16 protein-coding genes are annotated in these 17,459 nt (G+C 63.4%); 4 read left to right on the top strand and 12 right to left on the bottom strand.

Translation table 11 applies throughout. From position 1 onward, the window contains the following. Positions 1-17: 17 nt before the first annotated feature. From VIL88_RS01710 to VIL88_RS01750, 9 genes are all read right to left on the bottom strand, one after another. Positions 18-1,106, bottom strand: a complete 1,089-nt coding sequence (locus VIL88_RS01710) for a BMP family ABC transporter substrate-binding protein (protein WP_331985276.1) — start codon at positions 1,104-1,106, stop codon at positions 18-20. Positions 1,107-1,158: 52 nt separating this feature from the next. Continuing rightward, complete coding sequence (locus VIL88_RS01715; RefSeq protein WP_331985278.1) at positions 1,159-2,082, bottom strand: ABC transporter permease; 924 nt, start codon at positions 2,080-2,082, stop codon at positions 1,159-1,161. Continuing rightward, positions 2,082-3,164: an ABC transporter permease gene (locus VIL88_RS01720; protein ID WP_331985280.1), complete on the bottom strand. Its 1,083-nt coding sequence runs from the start codon at positions 3,162-3,164 to the stop codon at positions 2,082-2,084. The genes VIL88_RS01715 and VIL88_RS01720 overlap by 1 nt, the downstream gene beginning before the upstream one ends. Next, positions 3,148-4,680, bottom strand: coding sequence for an ABC transporter ATP-binding protein (locus VIL88_RS01725; RefSeq protein WP_414650102.1), 1,533 nt, complete (start codon positions 4,678-4,680; stop codon positions 3,148-3,150). The genes VIL88_RS01720 and VIL88_RS01725 overlap by 17 nt, the downstream gene beginning before the upstream one ends. A 1-nt stretch (position 4,681) precedes the next feature. Further along, on the bottom strand, positions 4,682-5,542 hold the full coding sequence (gene xdhC, locus VIL88_RS01730; RefSeq protein WP_331985284.1) for a xanthine dehydrogenase accessory protein XdhC: 861 nt from the start codon (positions 5,540-5,542) through the stop codon (positions 4,682-4,684). 169 nt (positions 5,543-5,711) lie between these two features. Next, positions 5,712-8,042 carry a xanthine dehydrogenase molybdopterin binding subunit gene (gene xdhB, locus VIL88_RS01735; protein WP_331985286.1) on the bottom strand — a complete coding sequence of 777 codons (2,331 nt, stop codon included), beginning with the start codon at positions 8,040-8,042 and terminating at the stop codon, positions 5,712-5,714. Next, positions 8,039-9,505, bottom strand: coding sequence for a xanthine dehydrogenase small subunit (gene xdhA / locus VIL88_RS01740; protein ID WP_331985288.1), 1,467 nt, complete (start codon positions 9,503-9,505; stop codon positions 8,039-8,041). The genes xdhB and xdhA overlap by 4 nt, the downstream gene beginning before the upstream one ends. 3 nt (positions 9,506-9,508) lie before the next feature. Beyond that, complete coding sequence (uraH, locus tag VIL88_RS01745) at positions 9,509-9,865, bottom strand: hydroxyisourate hydrolase (RefSeq protein ID WP_331985290.1); 357 nt, start codon at positions 9,863-9,865, stop codon at positions 9,509-9,511. A gap of 119 nt (positions 9,866-9,984) precedes the next feature. Continuing rightward, positions 9,985-10,443, bottom strand: a complete 459-nt coding sequence (locus VIL88_RS01750; RefSeq protein WP_331985292.1) for an SRPBCC family protein — start codon at positions 10,441-10,443, stop codon at positions 9,985-9,987. A gap of 50 nt (positions 10,444-10,493) precedes the next feature. On the opposite strand from VIL88_RS01750, the gene VIL88_RS01755 reads away from it, so the two are divergent. The 4 genes from VIL88_RS01755 (at position 10,494) to VIL88_RS01770 (ending at position 13,885) form a co-directional block, all read left to right on the top strand. Then, a complete protein-coding gene (locus VIL88_RS01755) occupies positions 10,494-10,823 on the top strand; it encodes an ArsR/SmtB family transcription factor (RefSeq protein WP_331985294.1) in 330 nt (109 codons plus the stop codon). A 62-nt stretch (positions 10,824-10,885) separates the two neighbouring features. Further along, a complete protein-coding gene (locus tag VIL88_RS01760) occupies positions 10,886-11,398 on the top strand; it encodes an ureidoglycolate lyase (RefSeq protein WP_331985296.1) in 513 nt (170 codons plus the stop codon). A 272-nt stretch (positions 11,399-11,670) separates the two neighbouring features. Then, complete coding sequence (otsB, locus tag VIL88_RS01765; protein WP_331985298.1) at positions 11,671-12,447, top strand: trehalose-phosphatase; 777 nt, start codon at positions 11,671-11,673, stop codon at positions 12,445-12,447. A 22-nt stretch (positions 12,448-12,469) separates the two neighbouring features. After that, on the top strand, positions 12,470-13,885 hold the full coding sequence (locus VIL88_RS01770) for an alpha,alpha-trehalose-phosphate synthase (UDP-forming) (RefSeq protein WP_331985300.1): 1,416 nt from the start codon (positions 12,470-12,472) through the stop codon (positions 13,883-13,885). A gap of 35 nt (positions 13,886-13,920) precedes the next feature. On the opposite strand, the gene VIL88_RS01775 is transcribed toward VIL88_RS01770, so the two are convergent. The 3 genes from VIL88_RS01775 to VIL88_RS01785 form a co-directional block, all read right to left on the bottom strand. Next, positions 13,921-15,450 (bottom strand): DEAD/DEAH box helicase, encoded by a 1,530-nt coding sequence (locus tag VIL88_RS01775; RefSeq protein ID WP_331985302.1) that lies wholly within the window; start codon positions 15,448-15,450, stop codon positions 13,921-13,923. Positions 15,451-15,803: 353 nt separating this feature from the next. Then, positions 15,804-16,592 carry a molybdopterin-dependent oxidoreductase gene (locus tag VIL88_RS01780; RefSeq protein ID WP_331985304.1) on the bottom strand — a complete coding sequence of 263 codons (789 nt, stop codon included), beginning with the start codon at positions 16,590-16,592 and terminating at the stop codon, positions 15,804-15,806. Beyond that, positions 16,589-17,440 (bottom strand): cytochrome b/b6 domain-containing protein, encoded by an 852-nt coding sequence (locus tag VIL88_RS01785; RefSeq protein ID WP_331985306.1) that lies wholly within the window; start codon positions 17,438-17,440, stop codon positions 16,589-16,591. The genes VIL88_RS01780 and VIL88_RS01785 overlap by 4 nt, the downstream gene beginning before the upstream one ends. Positions 17,441-17,459: the final 19 nt, after the last annotated feature.

Consider the following 17,459-nt stretch of genomic DNA (forward strand, 5'->3'; position numbering starts at 1 on the left):
ATCAGTTCGGCATGAGCTTAGGCGGGCTGTTCGACGCCTTCCACATACCAGTCCATGCTGAGCAGTTCAGCATCGGTCATGGTGACGCCGGCAGCGACGCGTTCGACGCCGGTATTGTCCTTGATCGGACCGGTGAAGATGTGGAACGAGCCGTCGATCTGGCCTTTGCGCACTTCTTCGGCCGCGGCTACGACGTCCGCCGGCACCTTCTCGTGGTACGGACCCATCTGCACCACGTCTTCTTTGAGGCCTTCCCAGGTATTGCCGGGAGTCCAGGTGCCGTCGAGCACGGCCTGGGCGGACGCGAGGTAGTGCGGGCCCCAGTGGTCGATGATGGCGGTCAGCTGGGTTTCGGGGGCAAAGGCGCTCATGTCGGCGCCCTGGCCGAAGCCGCCCACGATGCCGCGCTCGGCTGCGACCTGGAGGGCCGCCGGGCCGTCGGTGTGCTGGGCGATGATGTCGATGCCCTGGTCGATCATGGCGCGGGCCGCGTCGGCTTCCTTGGCCGGATCGTTCCAAGTCGAGATATAGACCGGCTTCACGGTGAAGTCGGGGTTGATGCGGCGGCCGCTGAGCGCCAGCGCGTTGATGCCCATCACCACTTCGGGGATCGGGAACGAGCCGATATAGCCCGACTTGCCGGTCTTGGACATGTGGCCGGCAATGGTGCCGCAAACGGCACGGCCTTCATAGAAGCGGGCATTGTAGAGGCCGATATTGGGGCCGTTCATGTACCCGGTGGCGTGTTCGAAGGCGATGTCGGGGAACTGCGCCGCGACCTTGACCACGGAGTCGCCGAAGCCGAAACTCGTGGCGAAGATCAGCTGGCAGCCCTGCTGGGCGAGTTCGCGCAGCACGCGTTCGCTGTCGGGACCTTCCGGCACGTTTTCAACGAAAATGGTCTCGACCTTGTCGCCGAGCTGTTCCTCGACATAGATGCGGCCCTGATTGTGGGCATAATTATAGCCATTGTCGTTGATCGAACCGACATAGATGAAGCCGATCTTGATCTTTTCGAGCTGGGCGAAAGCCTTGGTCCCGAGCAGGGGCAAGGCTGCAGCGGCGGCACCGCTGATCTTCACGAAACTACGGCGTGTCAGTGTCATCTGTTTCTCCTGAGTGACATTTTATCGATCGAGACACTCATTGAGCGGTGTCTCAATTGGCGGGCAGGAACGGCTTGCCGAGGCAAGCCGGTGCATTGGTCGAGGCATCGCGGCGCAGCGAGATCAGCACCAGCACGGCGACAGTGGCGAGATAGGGCAGCGCCGCCCAAAGTTCGGACGGAATGACCGAGAGCGGTCCGCCGCCAGCCTTGGCATAGAGCTCCATGGTCATGACGAGGCCGAAGAGATAGGCGCCAGCAAGGAGCCGGAACGGCTTCCAGGAGGCAAAGACCACCAGCGCCACGGCAATCCAGCCACGGCCGGCGGTCATGCGCTCGGCCCATTGCGGCGTCAGCAGCAAGGGGAAGCAGGCTCCGGCAATGCCTGCCATGGCGCCGCCGAACATCACCGCCAGATAGCGGACGCCGATCACCGAGTAGCCGATAGAATGGGCCGACTGGTCGTTCTCGCCCACGGCGCGCAGGATCAGCCCGGCGCGGGTGCGGTGGAGGAAGTACCAGATCGCTACGACCATGATGAAGGAGAAATAGATCGGAAAGGAGTAGCCGAAAACCACCTTGGCCAGGGGGTGGCTGGCCATCTCGGCTGGGAACAAAGGCGGCATCAGCGTCACCGGCCGGGCCGAATAGGAGGAGCCGGCCAGCGCCGAAAAGCCGGTGCCGAAGATGGTAAGGGCCAGACCCGTCGCCGTCTGGTTTGCCGAAAGAGACAGGGTCAGGAAGCCGAAGATCAGCGAGGACGCCGTTCCGGCCAGTGCACCGCAGAGGAGCGCCAGATAGGGATTGCCGGTGTGAAACTGCACCACGAAGCCGGCGATGGCGCCGATCAGCATCATGCCCTCGACGCCCAGATTCAGCACCCCGGAGCGCTCGACCACCAGCTCGCCCAGAGCCGCTATCAGGATCGGCGTCGACGCCCCGACCACGGTGACCAGAATCGCAAGCGTCAGATCCATCAGGCGGCTCCTGCCGTTTGCTGCACGCCGACCCGCCGGATGCGGTACTTGATCAGGATGTCACCGGCGAGGAGGAAGAAGAGCATCATGGCCTGGAAGATGCCCGTTGCTGCATCGGGCAGGCCGATCGTGGTCTGCGCGACCTCGCCGCCCACGAAGGTGATCGCCAGCACAACCCCGGCGATGATCACCCCCAGTGGGTTGAGGCGACCGAGGAAGGCGACGATGATGGCGGTGAAGCCGTAATTGGTGGGGAAACCCGGCACCAGCCGCTGGAACGGACCGGCCACTTCGAGGACACCGGCAAGACCGGCGAGCGCACCGCTCACCAGCATGGCCATCCAGATGGTCTTGTTTTCCGAGAACCCGCCATAGCGGGCGGCCTGCGGTGCGGCACCCACGACGCGCATGCGGTAGCCGAACAGGGAGCGGCTCATGATGAACCAGGCGACGAGGCCGACAAGGACGGCGATCGGCACGCCCAGATGCACGATGGTGCCGGGGATGATCGTTGGGAGGCGAGCAGCTTCGGAGAACAGCCGCGTCTGCGGGAAGCCCATGCCCATCGGGTCTTTCCAAGGTGCGCGGATCAGGAAGTAGATCAGTTGCACCGACGCGTAGGTCAGCATCAGCGAGGTCAGGATTTCGTTGACGTTGAGGCGGGTCTTGAGGAGCGCTGGAATGGCTGCGTAGGCCATGCCGCCAAGTATCCCCGCAATCACCATCAGCGGCAGGACCCACCAGCCGGTCATGCCATAGGTCAACAAGGCGACACCCGTACCGGCCACGCCGCCGATTACATACTGGCCTTCGGCACCGATGTTCCAGACATTGGCGCGGTAGGCGATGGAAAGGCCCACGCCGATGATGATCAGCGGGGCAGCCTTGATGCCGAGGTCCTGCCACTTGTAGGCGTTGGTCAGCGGCGTCAGGAAGATCTCGCGAACCGCCCCAACGCCGTCGTAGCCGATCAGCGAAAAGATCAGGGCGCCAATGACCATGGTCAGAACCACCGCCGCGAACGGCGTGAAATAGACCATGACCTGCGACGGCTCGCGCCGCTTCTCAAGCCGGAACTGCATCATGTGCCTCCGCCGCGCCATGCACGCCGCCCATCAGGAGGCCGATCTCTTCGACGCTGACCTCGCCTGCGGGGCGCGGTTGGGAAAGGCGCCCCATATTGATCACCGCCAGCGTGTCGCAAAGCGCCCGCAGCTCGTCGAGATCCTGGCTGATGACCACAATGGCAGAACCCGCGGCTGCAAGGTCGACAAGCGCCTGGTGAATTGCCGCGGCGGCCCCCGCATCGACGCCCCAAGTCGGCTGCGACACCACCAGAACCGAAGGCTTCTGCAGGATTTCCCGGCCCATGATGTATTTCTGGAGGTTGCCGCCCGAAAGCGAGCCTGCCGTCGAAGCCGGTCCCAGCGCCTTGACGGCGAAATCGGCAATCACCTTGCCCGTATAGGTCTTGGCCGCGCCTGAATTGATCAGGCCCAGCATCACCATGCCCAGGCGGTCCCGGGCGGTGAGGACCGAATTGTCGCTCAGGGTGAAGTCGCTTACGGCGGCGTGACCGTTGCGCTCTTCGGGCACCGCGCAGAGCCCGCGCTTGCGCCGCCCGGTCGTGTCCAGCAGGCCCAGCGGATAGCCATCAAGGCTCACCGCCTCCTTGTCGTCGCTGCGGATTTCGCCGCTCAAGGCATCAAGAAGGGCATTCTGGCCGTTGCCGGCCACGCCGGCGATACCGAATATCTCGCCGCTCCGGACGGTAAAGCTCACATCGGAGACCGGCACATCGAAGTGACCAGCTTTATGGGTGGACAGGCGCGAGACGACCAGCTTGGCCGCTCCCAACGTGCGCTCACCCACGCGCACAATGTCCTTGAGCCCCGCGCCGATCATCTTTTCGGCCATCGAGCGACTGGTTTCCTGCCGCGGGTCGCAGGTGTCCACAAGCTTGCCGCCGCGCAGGATGGTCGCCGTATCGCAGAGCGCTTTGATCTCATGCAGCTTGTGCGAGATGTAGAGAATAGAACAGCCCTGAGCGGCCAGCTTGCGCAGCACTTCGAACAGTTGCTCCACTTCCTGCGGCGTCAGCACGGAAGTGGGCTCATCCATGATCAGGAGTTTTGGATCGAGCAGCAGCGCCCGCACGATTTCGATGCGCTGCCGCTCGCCGACCGAGAGCGTTGCGACGGTGCGGTGCGGATCGAGCAGGAGGCCATAGGTGGACATCACCTGGCGAATACGCGCCTCGAGGTCCCGCGAGGGAATCTTGCTGTCCATGCCCAGCGCAATATTTTCCAGAACGGTCAGCGCTTCAAACAGCGAGAAATGCTGGAACACCATGCCGATGCCCAGCTTGCGGGCGGCTTTCGGGTTGGGCACCACGACAGGTACGCCATCCCAGCGGATCTCGCCAGCATCGGGCTGCATGATGCCGTAGATCATCTTGACGAGGGTGGACTTGCCGGCGCCGTTTTCACCGAGCAGCGCGTGGATCTCGCCCGGACGAACCGCAAAGCTCACATTGTCATTGGCCAGGACGCCAGGGAAACGCTTGGTGATACCGGTCAATTCAAGCCGATGCGGCATACTAACGTCCAATCAACACCTCCGATGGCTCGGAGGCGCCCGCCCGCACAGTCTCAGCTTCCCGATGACCAATGTGGACCATAATTTCGGCCGCCGCCAGTGCCGCGATGACGGCGGGGCGTTTATCCCCAAGCCCTTGCGCCCCTATGGGCAACATCAGACGCTGAAGGACAGCCGGATCACCCCCCTCGGCCCTGAACCAGCTTGAAAACCGCGCCCGCTTGGTCTGGCTGCCCACCATGCCGATATAGGCGGCATCGGTTCGCGCCAGCGCTTCCTGCGCTAGGAGGAAATCGAGCGCATGATCGTGCGTCACGATGACAAAGGCGCTGCGCGCTGGTGCGGAGCGTATCACCGCTTCGGGCATCGCAACCGCTCGTGCCGAAACGCTGGCGGGCAAGAGCGCCAGTTCCTCGCGCCGTGTGTCGATCACTTCGAGCCGCACCGGCTGAATGGACAGGATATGGGCGAGCGCCCGCCCCACATGGCCAGCCCCGAAGATATAGACATGGGGTAGAAGTGCATCTTCCTGCTCGACCTGGGCCAGCAGATGCGCGCGCCGCTCCCCGTCGGCGAAGGCCAGTTGCACCGCCACGCGGCCGCCGCAGCACTGGCCGATCTCGGGCCCAAGCGGCACGTCCATGGCTTCTTCCGCCTGGCCGGAAAGGATCAGCCGGCGTGCATGTTCGATCACCAGATATTCGAGCGCCCCGCCGCCGATCGTGCCGAACAGCGCGCCCCGCCCCACCAGCATGAACGTGCCCTGCTCGCGCGGCGACGAGCCGCGCACGGAGGTCAGGGTGCAGACGATGGCATCGGCATTTTGCGCGAGGAAGGCGGTGAGGGCGGCGGCTTGGGTCATGCACGTCTACCCAGTGCGCCGGGCCCTTGGAACCCCCACCCTCGGTCCCTTGCTTCAAGGGGGAGGGAGGCGAGAGAGCAGGCAGTGCAGCGGGAGTGGCGCCGATTCCCCTCCCCCTCGAGGGGTGGGGTTAGGGGTGAGAGTTTTGCGGTGAAAACGGTCACCCAAGTCACCCCCGCGCCTCCCGCTTCAGCCTCTCGCAGCCCATCAGGATGCGTTCGGGCGTCAGTGGCGTATCGAGCCGCGGCGCGAGGCGGTAGTCGGCAACGGAGGCCACGGCCATGGACAGGGCCTCGACCACGCTGATCGCCAGGACGAATGGCGGTTCGCCGACAGCCTTGGACCGGCCGATCGTGGGTTCGCGGTTGCTGGACCAGTCGGCAAGCTTGACGTTGAAGATGGGGGGCACGTCGCTAGCGAGCGGAATCTTGTAGGTGGATGGTGCCTTGGTGCGCAGCTGGCCCTTGTCGTCCCAGACCAGCTCCTCGGTGGTGAGCCAGCCCATGCCCTGGATGAACCCGCCCTCGACCTGCCCCAGGTCGATCGCCGGATTGAGGGAGCGGCCGACGTCATGGAGGATATCGACACGATCCACCGTGTATTCACCGGTCAGGGTGTCGATGGTGACTTCGCTGACGGCGGCGCCATAGGAATAGTAGTAGAAGGGGCGCCCGCGGCCGGTGGCGCGGTCCCAATGAACCTTGGGCGTCTCATAGAAGCCCGCGGCGCTCAGATGCACCCGGTTCAGGTAGGCCGATGCCGCCAGTTCTCCGAAGGGCACATAGGTCGCGCCGGCCTGGACGCCGCCCTGCACCCAATGCACCTCCGCTTCGCTGACCTTGTGGAGCTTGGCTGCATGGCGAACCAGGCGCTCCTTGATCTGGCGCGCCGCATCGAGCGCGGCCATGGCGTTGAGGTCGGTGCCCGAAGAGGCGGCGGTTGCCGAGGTATTGGCAACCTTGCCGGTAGAGGTGGTCATGACCTTGACGCTGTCGAGCCCGATGCCAAAGGCGTCGGCCACCACCTGCGCCACCTTGATATAGAGCCCCTGCCCCATCTCGGTGCCGCCGTGGTTGAGCTGGACCGTGCCGTCCTTGTAGACGTAGATCAGCGCACCGCCCTGGTTGTACCAGGTCGCGGTGAACGAGATGCCGAACTTGACCGGGGTAAGGGCGATGCCCTTGCGCAGAATGGAACTGCCCTGGTTGTAATCGATGATGGCGGCGCGGCGCGCCTGGTAGTCGGACGACGCTTCGAGCTCGTCCACCAGGCGGTGGATGATGTTGTCCTCCACGACCTGATGGTAGGGCGTCACATTGTCGGTATCGGTGCCATAGAAGTTGCGCCTGCGGATTTCGAGCGGATCCTTGCCAAGCGCATAGGCGATGTCTTCGATCCAGCGTTCGGCGGCCAGAATGCCCTGCGGGCCGCCAAAGCCGCGGAAGGCCGTGTTGGATACCGTGTTGGTATAGAGCGGCTCGCTGCGCACGCGCACGGCCGGATACCAATAGGTATTGTCGGAGTGAAAGAGCGCACGATCGGTCACCGGACCGGAAAGGTCGGAGGAGAATCCGGCGCGCGCCGCGTAGACGGCGTCGACGGCCTGGATCTTGCCGGTCTCGTCATAGCCGACGTCATAATCGACCACGAAGTCGTGCCGCTTGCCGGTGGCGGTCATGTCGTCGTCGCGATCGGGCCGGATCTTGCAGGTGCGGTTCCACTTCTTGGCGGCAAGGGCGGCAACGCAGGCAAAGAGGTTGCCCTGCGTTTCCTTGCCACCAAAACCGCCGCCCATGCGCCGGACATTGATGGTGACGGCATGCTGGCGGATGCCCAGCACCTGGGCGACCATCAGTTGCACTTCGCTGGGGTGCTGAGTGGACGAATAGACGGTGACGTCCTCGTCCTCGCCCGGCACCGCCATGGCGATCTGCCCTTCGAGGTAGAAATGGTCCTGCCCGCCGATGCGGATGCTGCCCTTGAGCCGGCGCGGTGCGGCGGCCAGCCCGGCATCCACTTCGCCGCGTTCGAGCTTCAGCGGCTCGGTCACGAGCTTGCCGCCCTCGGCCTGGGCCTGGCGGACATCGGCGATGAAGGGGAGGTCACGGTAAGTGACCAGAGCCCGGTGAGCAGCACGGCGCGCCTGGTCGCGTGTTTCGGCGACGACGGCAAAGAGCGGCTGCCCCCAGAAATGCACCTCGCCTTGGGCAAAGATGGGTTCGTCGTGCTTGTGGCTGGGCGAGACATCGTTCTCGCCCGGAATGTCTTCCGCCGTCAGCACACCGAGCACGCCGGGATAGTCGTTGACCAGGGAGAAGTCGATGCCGACGATCTCCGCATGCGGACGGCTCGACAGCGCCAGATAGGCGTGAACCGTGCCTTCGGGCTCCACCATGTCGTCGATATATTCGGCCGCGCCCGCAACATGCTTGGGTCCGCTGTCATGCCGGACCGGGGTATGCAGACTGGCCAGGGTAATGGGTGCCTGATGCTTGTTCATGCCACCTCCCGACGCAGGCGCTGCGCCTGCCCAACCGTCTCGAGATAGAAGCGGCGCAGGAGGTTCTGCGCCGTCAGCAGGCGATAATCGGCACTGGCACGCATGTCCGAGATCGGCTGGTAGTCAGCGGCGAAGGCGGCGACGGCATTCTCGATGGTGGCTTCGTTCCACGGCTTGCCGACCAGCGCCGCCTCCACAGCCTTGGCGCGCTTTGGGGTCGCGGCCATGCCGCCGAAGGCAATGCGCGCCATGCCGACCATGCCGGCATCGTTGACGAAGACGCGGAAGGCACCGCACAGCGCCGAGATGTCCTCTTCGCACCGCTTGGAGACCTTGTAGACCGCGAACTTCTCACCAGCGGGCAGCAGCGGAATGGTGACGCTTTCCACGAACTCGCCCGGCTGGCGGTCCTGCTTGCCATAGGCCAGGAAGTAGTCTTCGAGCTTGATCTCGCGGCGGTGTTCGCCACGGCGCAGATGGAGCTTGGCGCCCAACGCAATGAAGGGCGGCGGCGTGTCGCCGATCGGGGAGCCATTGGCGATGTTGCCGCCGATCGTCCCCATATTGCGCACCTGCTCGCCGGCGATGCGGTTCCACAACTCGCTCATATGCGGGAAGTGGGCGGTGACCACGGGAAGTGCTTCCGAATAGCTCACGCCGGCATAGAGGCGCACTTCGCTGTCGTTTTCGGCGATGCGCTTGAGTTCCTGCAGGTGGTTGATGAAGATCACCGGGCCGATCGGGCGCATGAACTTGGTGACCCAGAGCCCCACATCGGTCGAGCCATTGACGATGGTCGCGGTGGGATTGGCCTCGTAGATAGCGGCGAAATCGTCAAGGCTGGCGGGCACGATGATCCGGTTCTCCCCCTCCCCGATCTCCACGCGCCTGCCATCTGCCAGCGCCTTGATCCCGTTGGTGAGTGCGATGCGCTCGGCCAGGAGCGGGTCGCCCGCGGGTTGGCCGTAGTCGCCCATGGCCTTGGCGGCGCGGATGATCGGTGCATAGCCGGTGCAGCGGCAGAGATTGCCCTGCAATGCCTTTTCGATGGCAGCCTGGCTCGGCTGTGGATCCCGCATCCAGAGGCCGTAAAGGCTCATCACGAAGCCGGGCGTGCAGAAACCGCATTGCGAGCCGTGGTGATCCACCATGGCCTGCTGCACGGGATGGAGGATACCATCTTCACCGCGCAGGTGCTCGATGGTCACCACATGCGTGCCATGGAGGCTGCCGACAAAGCGGATGCATGCGGTAACCGAGTCGTAGATGATCTCGTCGCCGGAGAGACGGCCCACCAGGACGGTGCAGGCACCACAGTCGCCTTCTGCACAACCTTCCTTGCTGCCCCGAAGGCGCCGGTCGAGGCGCAGCCAATCGAGCAGCGTCATGTCGGGACGAACGTCGGTGAGGCTGACGTCCTCGCCATTAAGGATGAAGCGGATGGCGCCCGAGACCGCGGTCATCGCTCAACTCCCCCGATAGGTGGAATAGCCGAAGGGACTGACCAGCAGCGGCACATGGTAATGCTTGTCTTCGGAGATGGTGAAGCGGATCGGCACCACATCCAGGAACGGCGTCTCGAGCTCGAGGCCGATGCGTTCGAAATACTGCCCGACATGGAAGCGGATTTCGAATTCGCCCTTGTCGAACTGCTCTTCGCTCAGCAGCGGCTGATCCACCCGTCCATCGGCATTGGTATAGCTGTCGGTAATGTGGTGCGTGTGATCGCCATGCACATAATGCAGCTCGATCCGCATGCCGCGCGCCGGCTTGCCATGTGTCGTATCCAGGACATGCGTCGTGAGGCGTCCACTACCCGCCATCTGCTGCTCCGTCTTTGCTCCCCAGGCAAAGACTACCGCATCACCGCTGAACCGCAATGCTCATTTTTTACCATCTGGTCCAAATTTGTGCACGTTGTCGTGGGTGGCGACGTCACGCGCTATTTGTAGAAGCCGTCTCGCAGGTTGATGCCGTGCTCCAGCCAGACGCGCATGGCGCAGAGCATGCCGGTCCAGCCTTCGCAGTTCCCGTAGGACGCCTTTTGTCCCGCTTCGTTGTCGCGCCAGCCAGCCTCATGGATGCGCACCAGCGTGCGGTCGTCCTCCAGCGCCTCGAAGGTCATGGTGACGGTGGTCTCGTAGTTGCCAGCGAGGTCGTCATCGGGCGACGCATCCCAGCGCAGGACGATCTTCTGGTTGGGTATCACCTCGACGACGCGAACTGGAAAGGCACCCGGGAAGTCGTGGAAGTCCCAAGTGACCGTGGCACCTGTCTCGAGCCTGCCGACGGCGCCACCTGTCGTGAAATAGGACGAGAGCTGGGCCGGGTCGACAACAGCCTCGAACACCTCGGCCACAGGACGTGAGATCCGCCCTCCGACGGTAAACTCGTAGGCCATCGCACCCTCCTCTGCTTGACGGTCCAAACCGTATGTTATAAAAACCTAACATGTCAAGCGACGACGAAGATGACCTGATTTTCAAGGCGCTGAGCCACCGCGTGCGCCGGCGCATACTGGATGCGCTTAAGACCGAACCGTTGACGACCGGCGCCTTGTGCCAGCGCTTCCCAGAACTCGATCGCTGCACGGTGATGCTGCACCTGGGCGTTCTGGAAGAGGCAGGGTTGCTGGTTGCCGAACGCCGGGGCCGTGAACGCTGGAACCACCTTGATGCCCTGCCTATCCATGCCATTCACGAACGCTGGGTCGGCCCCTATGCGGCCTATGCTGCGTCCATGCTCGGGCGCCTGAAGCGACAGGTAGAGACGCCGGTCTAGGGCGGCCTTGCATGGTGCCGAGCCGTGGCTGAAGATGCGTCATCAACTAGGAACTGCACATCATGGCCGGAAGCGCGATCAGCATAGAACCACTGACGGCCGAGGTGTTTGCCACTTTCGGGCAGGTGATCCAAATCGAGGGCGCGCACCATTATCCGATCAATGGTGGGATGACCGAACGCTTCCACGATCTAGCAAAGGTGGAGCTCGGCGGCGACAGTGCGCGGCCGCTGATTTCCATCTTTCGTGGACAGCCCTATGCGCTGCCCTTGAGCCTCAGGCTCGTGGAACGCCATCCGCTGGGCAGCCAGGCCTTTTTCCCTATTGGCGCCGCCTCATGGCTGGTGATCGTGGCGGAAGACGAAGGTGGCACGCCCGCCAGTATCCGCGCTTTTCGGCCAGCAGCCGGTCAAGGCGTCAACATCGCCATGAATGTGTGGCATGGCGTGCTGACGGTGCTGGACGAGCCGAGCGACTTCATCGTTGTCGACCGCGGTGGCGATGGCAACAATCTCGAAGAGCATCACTTCCCCGAGCCGTTCCTTATCACCTGCTCTACTGCAGAGCCGCTCTGACCGGAATGAACTCGCTGCGCGGTACTTCCGCAAAGGAAGCGGCAAAGGTCAGGAAGCTGAGAACGACGGCAAAGAGCGCAGTGAGGGTGAGCTGACGCATTGGGGCCTCTGGAGAACGGTGCACCTGTTGTGCGGCGCAGCCGCTGAATGCGGGTGATATGATCTATTCAGCAGCTGTTCAGAATACCGGCAGGAACATGCCAGCCATGTAGCGGCGAACCAAATTGGTCACGCTGCGTTCACATTGCACCACTCATTCCGGCAGGTGCAGCATGTCCCAGATCAACGCCGTGGCCCATTCGGTGCCGCAACTCGCCATCTTTACCGACTTCGATGGGACGCTGGTCGAACTTGCCGAAACCCCCGATTCCATCGAGGTGGACGACTCCCTGCCAGCACAGCTTGAACGTGCGGTACGCGAACTCGACAGCGCCTTTGCTGTCCTAACCGGCCGCGAGATATCGGATATCGATAAATACCTGGCGCCGCTGCATCTGCCGGTTGCTGGCGCCCATGGCACGCAGCGTCGCCGTGCCGATGGCTTTGTGGAAACCACCGATCCATCCGCCGTGCAGGGTGCCGAAGAGATCGGTCACGCCGTCGAGCCACTGGTCGCAGCGCATCCCGGTCTGCTGCTGGAAGCCAAGCAAGGCGCAGTGGCGCTGCACTATCGCCAGGCGCCCGAGCTCGAAAGCGCCGTCCGCGTCGCCATGGAAGAAGCCGTGCAGAGCGTGCCCGATTTCACGCTGGTGCCGGGCAAGATGGTGTTGGAAGCACGGCCGCGCGCTGCCAACAAGGGCGATGCCCTTCGCGCCTTTATGCGCGAGGAACCGTTTGTGGGCCGTACACCGATCTTTATCGGCGACGACACCACCGACGAAGATGCCTTCATCGCCGCGCAGGACCTGGGCGGCGTCGGCATCAAGCTTGGCGACGGCGAAACGGCAGCCCGGATGCGCATTCCCGATGTTGCCTCGGTTCATGCGCTGATCCGTGGACTTGGGGATATCGTCGCTCGCGATCGGGACGCGACCACGACAGAACATTGAGACTAAACGAACGGGGGCGTTCATGAGCCGCATCATTGTTGTTTCCAACCGTACGCCGGGCAAGGGTCCGGCGGCGGGAGGCCTAGCCGTTGCCCTGCGCAAAACGTTGGCCGAGCACGAAGGCTTCTGGTTTGGCTGGTCGGGCAAGCTGGTGGACACACCCTCCCCTACCGCGCGGTTCGAAGATATCGATGGGCTCAAGATCGCGCAGATCGATCTCACGCGCGAGGATCACCACGCCTATTACGCCGGCTTCTCCAATTCGATCCTGTGGCCAAGCTTTCACCTGCGGCTCGACCTCGCCACCATCGAAAGCCATTGGTACGAAGGCTATCGCCGGGTGAACAGCCAGTTTGCCCATGCGCTGCTGCCGCTGCTCAAGGCGGACGACGTCATCTGGGTGCATGACTACCACCTGATCCCGCTGGCGACCGAGTTGCGCAATCTCGGCGTGCGGAACCGGATCGGTTTTTACCTCCACATCCCCTTCCCGACGCTCGACACCCTTTACGCCATTCCCAATCATCAAGAGCTGATGCGCGACCTCTCGCGCTATGATCTGGTGGGCATGCAAGCCAATCGCGATGTGACGGCCTTTACCGAATTCGCCGAGCATCAGTCGCCGTCCACCCTGGCCGGTTCACCGCTCGAAACGATCGACTTCGGCCGCACGGAAGTGTCGGCAATCCCGATCGGGTCGGATCCCGATGCCTTCGCCAAGCTGGCAGTCAGCAGCGCAGCCACCAAGATGACCAAGCGCATGGATCGGTTTCTCGGCGAACAGGAACTAATCCTGGGTGTCGACCGGCTGGACTATTCCAAGGGTCTGCCGCAGCGGGTCGAGGCGTATGAAAAGCTCCTCGCCAACAACGCCCGTTTCCGCCGCCTGGTGCATATGCTGCAGGTAGCGCCGCCGTCGCGGGACACGATCAAGGAATATCAGGAAACCAGCGATACGCTGGACGCCATGTGCGGCCGGGTGATGGGGCGCTTCGCCGAACCGGACTGGGCCCCGCTGACCTATGTTAAACGCGCCTATGGCCAGGCGAGCCTTGCGGGGCTTTACCGCTTGGCCCGGGTCGGCCTCGTCACGCCGTTACGCGACGGCATGAACCTGGTCGCGCATGAATATGTCGGTTCGCAGAACGGAGAGGACCCGGGCGTTCTGGTCCTGTCCCGCTTCGCCGGCGCGGCCGAGATTTTCGAGGATGCGCTCCTGGTCAATCCGTTCGATACCGATGAAACGGCCGAAGCCTTGCGGATGGCGCTCGACATGCCACTCGACGAGCGGCGGCAGCGGTGGCAGAGCCTGATGGCGGCCGCGCGCAAGCACAGCGTCGACAACTGGAGCCAGAGCTTCCTAGATCGGTTGTCTCCCCCGGACGGGACGGAGAGCACGAGCCGGCGGGACATCCTCTATCTCGCCTCCGTCGCGTAAGAAAAAGGGCGGCATCGCTGCCGCCCTTCTTCTTGTTACTGGCTGACGCGGGCAGCGCGGCCCCGCTGCCGATCGGCATTGGACCGTCCGCCGGTGCGCACGGCATCCTTTTGCGACTTGCCCCAGCGCTGCTTGGTGGGTGCACCGGCTGGTTTGGCAGCCATGGGCTTGCCCGTTTCCATGTCGCGGCGGACGCCGCGGCTCGGCTGCGCATCGTTGCGGACGCGCGGCGTGTCAGAAGGCTGGTGATGCGGCTGGCTCTTGCTGCCCACTTCCTTGGCGAACTCGGCAAAGGGGCGACGTTCCGCCGGCGAGCGGCGATCCGTCTGGTCCTTGCGCGGGTTGCGCGCCGAACGCGGGCCAGGGCGACCACCGCTGGGCTTCTTGTAGGCTGAACGTGGCGCTTCGACCACGCCGGTGTCATTGCCGGTGTGGAGATCGCCCGACACCGGCAGAGTGCGCCGGATCAGGCGTTCAACGTCGCGCAGCTTGCCGCGCTCGGTGCCGTCGCACAGCGTGATCGCTGTGCCCGATGCACCATTGCGCCCCGTGCGGCCGATGCGGTGCACATAGTTCTCGGGATCGTCGGGCAGTTCATAGTTCACTACATGGGTGATGCCCGGGACGTCGATGCCGCGCGCCGCGATATCGGTCGCAACGAGAATGCGGACGTCACCTGTGGCGAAGCCCTTGAGTGCCGCCTGGCGGGCGTTCTGCGACTTGTTGCCGTGGATGGCCGCGGCCTTGTGGCCGTCTATCTCGAGATTTTTGGCGACGCGATCGGCACCATGCTTGGTGCGCGAGAAGATGATGACGCGCTCCATCTTCTCGGTTTCGCTGGCCAAGAGTTCGTTGAGCACGCCGCGCTTGGCCTTGGACCCGGAGAGGATCACCCGCTGGTCGATCTTGACCACGGTCGAACCGGCAACCGATGCGTCGACACGCACCGGATCCTGCAGGAGGCTCTTTGCCAGGTCGGCGACTTCGGGCGCCATGGTGGCCGAGAACATCATGGTGTGGCGCTTGATGCCGATGGATTTGGCGATGGCGCGAACCGGGGCGATGAAGCCCATGTCGAGCATGCGGTCAGCCTCGTCCAGCACGAACCAGCGCGTTTCGTTGAGCCGGATCTTGCCGTCGTCCATCAGGTCCTTGAGGCGGCCAGGGGTGGCAACGGTGATGTCGACACCGCGCTCAAGCTTCTTGACCTGGTGGTAGCGCGAGACGCCGCCCAGCAGCAGAACGGTTTCGATCTTCATCTTAGACCCGGCAAACTTGCGCAGGTTCTCGTCAATCTGCACCGCCAACTCACGGGTCGGCGCCAGGATCAGGGCGCGGGTTGTCAGTGGACGCGGCCTTCCATTGAGCTGGAGGATGCCTGCAAGGATGGGCAGGCCGAAGGCGGCCGTCTTGCCCGAACCGGTCTGGGCGATGCCCATCATGTCCTTGCCTTCGAGCAGCTTGGGAATGGCCTGGGTCTGGATCTTGGTGGGCTCGGTGAAGCCTGCAGCGGTGAGGCTGTCGGTCAGGATGGCAGGAAGGCCGAGGGAGGAAAAATCGTTCAAGTGAACACTTTCTTTCTGCGCCCAAAGGCGCTTGCTGCGCGCAGAACATGCAGCGCGCAAATCGCCAGACGCAAAGCGCCGGCGGTTGGACAGATGCAATCGGGCGATAGGATTGGTTATCGCGCGGGTGCTGGCTCGAACCCGGACAAAGTGTTTCCGGGCTGACTTCGCCGCTCACCGCAGGGGATAAGAAGAGAAGTCCGTCACCCTGTTGCGGCGCCAGCGGATCTACCAAAGGTCCATGCGCCGGATGACGATAGGCAAGATATGGAGCACAAGGCCTTAACTTGCAAGACTATTCGGCCGGAAGCTCCGCATGGCCGCCCTGCGCGGGGGGTCGACGCTTCTCCCCGCTAGATACCGCCATACCAGTCATAGCCGGTATCTTCCCAATAGCCGCCCTTGCCCTCGCCGAAGGGCGCGAGGCTATCGACCAGCTCGATGGTGTGGAGGTACTTCGGCTGCTTGTAACCAAGCGCTCTCTCGATGCGGAGGCGAACGGGCGCCCCATTGCTGACCGGGAGAACCTGATCGTTCAGGCCATAGCTCAGGATCGTCTGAGGGTGGTAGGCGTCGATCAGGTCAGAACTCGTATAGTAGAGAATGTCGCCCGACAGGGTGCGCTGGATGTTGTCGAAGCAGTGGTAGACGCAATAGCGCGCACCGGGTTTGACGCCTGCCTCGTCGAGCAACGGGCCGAGCTGGGTTCCCGTCCATTTGGCGATGCAGCTCCAACCCTCCACGCAATCGTGCCGGGTGATCTGCGTGCGCGCCGGCATGTTGCGCAACTCGTCGAGCGAATAGCTGACCTCGCGCTCCACCATGCCCTTGATGGTCAGCCGGTAGCTGGCAAAGTTCTGCATCTTGAGGAACAGATATTCGGGCGTGGTTGGCTCCACCGAGCCATTGGGCTTCATGCCCTGCCGGATTTCGCTCTCGGCATATTCACGGGCCAGCGTCTGCTGCCCGATCAGGGTCCGTTGTGCCTGATAGGTCAGAACATTGGCACGTTCCATGGCCTGCCGGACCGGGTTCTCCTTGGAGCCCAGGAAGTCGAACTGATTGCATCCGGCCAGCGCCAGTCCGGAGCCCATGACGGCGGAGCTGCGCAGGAAATTGCGGCGGGTGATCAGGCGGCTCATGGCTGGTCTTTCGGAATGGTGGGCGTGATCGCGCTGGTGCGGTACCAGCCGGTGATCATGGAGCGCATCTGGTTGATCGGACCGGCGGCGACGACCATGACCACGTGGACGATGAAAAAGGCAACCAGCGCCAGCATGACGAGGAAGTGGATGGTTCGCGCTGTTTGCCTTCCACCGAACAGGTCCAGCATCCAGGGCGCGGCGGCATTGATCCCCGGGCTCATGGTGAGGCCGGAGGCGACGATCAGCGGAAAGAGAATGAAGAAGACGGTGAAATAGGTAAGCTTCTGCAGCGGTCCATAGCTTCGTTCATGCTGGAAGCGGAACCGCGCATGCCCGGCAATATCGCCTGGCAAGCCCCGTATATCGCTCCCCCTCGGCACGATGTCCCGCCTGATGTGCCCGTTGACGAAGCTCGCAACGAACCAGACCAGCATGGTGGCGACGAAAACCCAGCCGAAAAAGAAGTGCACCACCCGCCCCGTGCCGAGGTCGCGATAGCTGGGAATGGTGACCGCGCCAGGGAAGGCGGTAAAGGTTGGCCGCTCGGCATTGCCGCTCATCCCCAGACCAAGAGCGGTCGTGTCGAAGGTCTGGCCCAGCACGGTCGTCCGTCCACGAGGCCCGGCTTCCGTGTTGACTGCACCGATCTTGAGGATGGAGTTGTCGAACTCGAAGCCCGACTGTTGTCCGACGTAAAGCGCCGGATGGGCGTTGAAGATCTGCAGGCCAGTGAGCAGCAGAAAGAACAGGCATACCGCCCAGGTCCAGTGGGTCACCCGCGTCCAAACCGACTGCCGGTAGATCAGCGGACCCTTGCCGGCAGGCTGAGCTTCGCCCTGTCTCATTGTTCCCTCCGGCAATAGC

The organism is Devosia sp. (assembly GCF_036563435.1).
Taxonomy (GTDB): domain Bacteria; phylum Pseudomonadota; class Alphaproteobacteria; order Rhizobiales; family Devosiaceae; genus Devosia.

Excerpts from the sequence above, each read along its gene's own strand:
- VIL88_RS01770 (WP_331985300.1), top strand. The coding sequence starts at position 12,470 with ATGAGCCGCATCATTGTTGTTTCCAACCGTACGCCGGGCAAGGGTCCG.
- otsB (WP_331985298.1), top strand. The coding sequence starts at position 11,671 with ATGTCCCAGATCAACGCCGTGGCCCATTCGGTGCCGCAACTCGCCATC.
- xdhB (WP_331985286.1), bottom strand. The coding sequence starts at position 8,042 with ATGAACAAGCATCAGGCACCCATTACCCTGGCCAGTCTGCATACCCCG.
- xdhA (WP_331985288.1), bottom strand. The coding sequence starts at position 9,505 with ATGACCGCGGTCTCGGGCGCCATCCGCTTCATCCTTAATGGCGAGGAC.
- VIL88_RS01720 (WP_331985280.1), bottom strand. The coding sequence starts at position 3,164 with ATGCAGTTCCGGCTTGAGAAGCGGCGCGAGCCGTCGCAGGTCATGGTC.
- xdhC (WP_331985284.1), bottom strand. The coding sequence starts at position 5,542 with ATGACCCAAGCCGCCGCCCTCACCGCCTTCCTCGCGCAAAATGCCGAT.
- VIL88_RS01785 (WP_331985306.1), bottom strand. The coding sequence starts at position 17,440 with ATGAGACAGGGCGAAGCTCAGCCTGCCGGCAAGGGTCCGCTGATCTAC.
- VIL88_RS01715 (WP_331985278.1), bottom strand. The coding sequence starts at position 2,082 with ATGGATCTGACGCTTGCGATTCTGGTCACCGTGGTCGGGGCGTCGACG.
- VIL88_RS01755 (WP_331985294.1), top strand. The coding sequence starts at position 10,494 with ATGTCAAGCGACGACGAAGATGACCTGATTTTCAAGGCGCTGAGCCAC.
- VIL88_RS01725 (WP_414650102.1), bottom strand. The coding sequence starts at position 4,680 with ATGCCGCATCGGCTTGAATTGACCGGTATCACCAAGCGTTTCCCTGGC.
- uraH (WP_331985290.1), bottom strand. The coding sequence starts at position 9,865 with ATGGCGGGTAGTGGACGCCTCACGACGCATGTCCTGGATACGACACAT.
- VIL88_RS01710 (WP_331985276.1), bottom strand. The coding sequence starts at position 1,106 with ATGACACTGACACGCCGTAGTTTCGTGAAGATCAGCGGTGCCGCCGCT.
- VIL88_RS01780 (WP_331985304.1), bottom strand. The coding sequence starts at position 16,592 with ATGAGCCGCCTGATCACCCGCCGCAATTTCCTGCGCAGCTCCGCCGTC.
- VIL88_RS01760 (WP_331985296.1), top strand. The coding sequence starts at position 10,886 with ATGGCCGGAAGCGCGATCAGCATAGAACCACTGACGGCCGAGGTGTTT.
- VIL88_RS01750 (WP_331985292.1), bottom strand. The coding sequence starts at position 10,443 with ATGGCCTACGAGTTTACCGTCGGAGGGCGGATCTCACGTCCTGTGGCC.